Annotated in this window: 2 protein-coding genes; both read left to right on the top strand. The window is 65.0% G+C overall.

The features are described from left to right. Positions 1-309 precede the first annotated feature (309 nt). Positions 310-1,857, top strand: a complete 1,548-nt coding sequence (locus NBW84_RS11140; RefSeq protein WP_250284291.1) for a DNA methyltransferase — start codon at positions 310-312, stop codon at positions 1,855-1,857. A gap of 23 nt (positions 1,858-1,880) precedes the next feature. Beyond that, positions 1,881-4,437 (top strand): ATP-dependent helicase (locus tag NBW84_RS11135; protein WP_250284289.1); only part of this gene is annotated, 2,557 nt, incomplete at its 3' end.

Below are 4,437 nucleotides of genomic sequence, written 5' to 3'. Positions count from 1 at the left end.
GCCCAGTATCTGGCTGGCGTTTGTGACTATATACTTTGTTATGCTTACGATTATGATCATCTTAAGTATAGAGAACTTTATGCTTCTAAAGAGGTTAATGGACGCGGAAGCGGTCAATATACTCGCGTAGAACTTCCCGACGGCCGACGGGTATCTGTGGGAAGTACGTCGGAAAAAGGAAGAATATTTCGAGTTGACAATCTTACGAGTGCAAGGGTTCGGGAGGCGAGAACTGGCTATTATCCGGTCGAAGTCGCAGGTAGGAAATTTCTTCCACGGGCGGGTGAATGGAAGACTAACCGCGAAGGTATGGAGCGGTTGAAATGGGCTGGTCGACTTGAGCCTGTAGGTAATACGCTTACATATATCCGTTATTTTGACGATTTTCCTGCTTATCCATACACAAACTTCTGGGAAGATACTGTAACTTCTGGATTTGCCGACCCTAAGACGTACATTGTCCAAACGAATCCCAAGGTAGTTGAGCGGTGCATGCTCATGGCCACCGATCCGGGGGATCTGGTGCTTGACCCGACGTGTGGGTCGGGGACTACCGCGCTGGTCGCTGAGCAGCGGGGGCGGCGGTGGATCACTATTGATACGTCCCGGGTGGCGATCGCGTTGGCGCGGCAGCGGGTGATGGGGGCGAAGCTGCCCTACTACCTGCTTGCGGATTCCCCGGAAGGTCGGGCGAAGGAAGCCGAGCTCACCGGGACGCCCCGGCCCGCCGGCGGCACGAAGGGTGACATCCGCAAGGGTTTTGTCTACGAGCGGGTCCCACACGTCACGTTGAAGTCGATTGCGAACAACCCGGACATCGTCGAGGGGATGACCCGCGACGAGATCGACGCGGCGATCAGGCGGCATGCCGAGACCGAGCTGCTCTACGACCGTCCGTACGAGGACAGGCGGAAGATCCGGGTGTCCGGCCGGTTCACGGTGGAGAGCCTGTCACCGCATCGGGCCCTCGGCCTCGAGGTGGACCTGCCCCGCACCGAGCGAGCGGCGGCGGAGTCCTCGGAGGCCGCCTCGTACGAGTCAACGATCCTGGAGAACCTGCGGGCCGCGGGCGTCCAGAACGGGCTGCGGCGGGAACGGCTCGTCTTCGACACCCTCGAGCCGCACGCCGGCCGGTACGTGCAGGCCGTCGGCACCCGCCGGGACGCCGACGCCGGCACCCCGCAGCACGTCGCCGTCGCGATCGGCCCGCAGTACGGCACGGTCAGCCCGGCGCTGATCAAGGACGCCGCCCGGGAGGCGCTGCGCGGCCAGGGCCATGACCTGCTGCTCGTCCTCGGGTTCGCCTTCGACGCCCAGGCAGGCGAGGTGGTCGGGGAGTTCCGCCCGTCCAACGGCGCGGACTTCGCCTCCGTCACCGCCGAACGCCAGCTCGGACGGCTGCCGATCCTGCTGGTCCGCATGAACCCGGATCTGGCCATGGGCGACGAACTGCTGAAGAAAACCGGCGCGGCGAACCTGTTCACCGTGTTCGGCGAGCCGGACATCGACATCGGGCACACCCCCGACGGGCTCGTGATCGACATCCGGGGCATCGACGTGTACGACCCGACCACCGGCCAGATCCGCTCGCACGACCCGTCCAGCATCGCGCTGTGGATGGTGGACACGGCGTACAACGGGGAGTCGTTCTTCGTCCGCCACTGCTACTTCTCCGGGGCTGGCAACGACCCCTACGCCCGGCTGAAGAAGGCGCTGAAGGCCGATATCGACGAGGCCGCCTGGGCGACTCTCTACACGACCCGTTCCCGGCCGTTCCCCAAACCCGACACGGGCCGGATCGCGGTCAAGGCCATCAACCACTACGGCGACGAAGTCCTCAAAATCTACGAAGTGTGACGGGACTGAACGGGGGACCGGCAATGGACTACACGGCCGCGCAGCGGGCAGCGATCAGCACCCTGGACGACCCGCTGCTCATCATCGCGTGCGCCGGGTCCGGCAAGACGCAGGTCATCTCCCAGCGGATCGTCGAAATCCTGCGCCGGCCGGGCGTCCGCCCGGAGAACGTGGTGGCGTTCACCTTCACCGAGAAGGCCGCCGCCGAGCTGAAGAACCGGACCCTCGAGCTGATCGAGCACGACCTCGGCCCGATCCACGGCCTGGCCGACATGTACATCGGCACGATGCACGGCTTCGCCCGGTCGGTGTTACAGACCTGGGTTCCCGAAACCTTCAAGTACGCGGTCCTGAACGAGATCCAGAACCGGCTGCTGGTCGACCGCAACAGCAACAAGTGCGGGCTGACCACGGCGAAGGCCATGGTCAAGGGGACATCGAGACCGCTGTGGAGGTACAAGGAGTCGGGACTGTTCATGCAGGTGGTCGGCATCCTGCGTGAGGACGACATCGACCAGGAAAAAATCCCCGAGGACCTCGACGAGGCGCTTGGGATGTACCGCACGGTGCTGCACAGCCTCCGGTATTTCGACTACACCGAACTGCTCCGCACCACGGTCGACATGCTCGAGTCCGATCCGGGCGACTCCATGGCCGGCCCGCTGGTCCGTCATGTCCGGGACGCGGTGCGCTATGTCGTCGTCGACGAGTACCAGGACACCAACCACATCCAGGAACGGATGATTCAGGGCCTGTGCCGGTTCGGGGCGAACCTGTGCGTGGTCGGCGACGACGACCAGACGATCTACCAGTGGCGCGGCAGCGCGGTCAGGAACATCCAGACCTTCACCCGCCGTTACCCCGGGGTCCGCAGCGTCACCCTGGATGACAACTTCCGGTCCAGCCCCGCGGTGGTGTCGCTGGCGCAGACGGTCGCCGAGACCCTTGTCGACGACAGGCTGGCCAAGAACATGGTCGCGTCCGGCCACCAGGAGTTCGACCGCGGCGATCTGCTCGCGGTCGAGTTCAGCGGCGCCGACGACGAGGCGGTGTGGATATGCGACCGGATCGCAGCCCTGCGGGGAACCCCTTTCCGGGACGACCGGGACGAGGCGCCGCGCGGCCTGAGCTGGTCGGACATGGCCGTCCTGTTCCGCAGCGTCGCCAAGGACGCCGACCCACTCGTCGCCGAACTGAAACGGCGGGACATTCCCTACGTCATCAAAGGTCTCGCCCGGCTGTTCGACGCGCCGGAGATCCAGGCCTGTGTGACGGCGTTCAGCTACATCATCGGTGAATCCGGCGCGGACGATGTGCGCGATTCCTGGAATGCCGCTGATATCGATCTCGACGCCGCGGATCTGACCGCCGGGCTGAAAGTTCTCGACGAGGCGAAGAACTGGCAGCCGGGCGCCCGCTGGGGTTCCTACACCCTGCAGCGGACCTACCTCGACTTCCTCGAGGCCGTCGGCCTGCGGGAGGACACCGTCCCGTCGGCGGACGGCACGGTGCGCGGCGAGCTGGTGTTCTACAACCTCGGCAAGTTCAGCCAGGCGATCTCGGACTTCGAGCAGATCCACTTCCAGTCCGACCCGGCCAGGAAATACGAGGGCTTCGTGCGGTGGCTGACCCACCATGCCCCCGGCTACTACGCGGAAAGCGACGCCGACGTCGGATACGCCACCCCCGACGCGGTGACCATCGCCACCGTCCACCAGGCCAAGGGGATGCAGTGGCCGGCGGTGTTCGTCCCCGCCCTGCGGAAGAACCGCTTCCCGTCGAAGCGGCAGGGCGGGATAAACGTCTTCCACGTCATACCCGAGAACGCGGTGCCGGACGCGGAACGCTACCGGGGCACCGAAGCCGACGAGGCCCGGCTGTTCTATGTTGCCGTCACCCGGGCGCAGAAATACCTGGCGCTGTCCTTCTCGCCCGGAGGGTCATCCATGTACGCCAGGCGATCGGTGTTCTTCGATCTGGCGACCCGCAACCCGAACGTGCTCACCGCGGCACCCCCGGTGCGGACGGTCGCGCGGCTGGAACCGCGCCCGCGGCACGAGCTGCCGGATGTCACCCTGAGCTTCAGCGAGCTGAAATATCTGTTCGAGTGCCCGTACCAGTTCAAGTTACGTTTCCTCTATGGATTCAACCCGCCGATCCATGAGGCGCTCGGCTACGGCAAGTCCGTCCACGACGTCATGGCGGAAATCCACAAGCGGGCCATCGACGGTGATCTGGCCTCGGCCGCCGAGGTCGCGGACCTGGTCGACCGGCACCTGAACGTCCCGTTCGCCTATCCGGCGCTGCGGGAGCAGCTCCGCGACGCCGCCCGCAAGGCCGTCAGCCGCTACCTCGCCGAGAACCGGGGAATCCTCGGGCAGACCCTGCACAGCGAGCAGCAGGTACAGGTACGGGTCGCCCCGGGCATCACGGTGGACGGCCGGATCGACCTCATCCGCCGCCTGGACACCAACGAGACCTCGATCGTGGACTTCAAGTCCACCGAGCGGGCCCAGGCCGAGGAGGTCACCCGCGACCAGCTGCACGTCTACGTCCTCGGCTACCAGGAGCTCACCGGCC

The organism is Protofrankia sp. CiP1_Cm_nod2 (assembly GCF_920664355.1).
Classification (GTDB): domain Bacteria; phylum Actinomycetota; class Actinomycetes; order Frankiales; family Frankiaceae; genus Protofrankia.
Note: the sequence above shows the minus strand (reverse complement) of the source record. Positions and strands in the feature narration are given on the sequence as shown.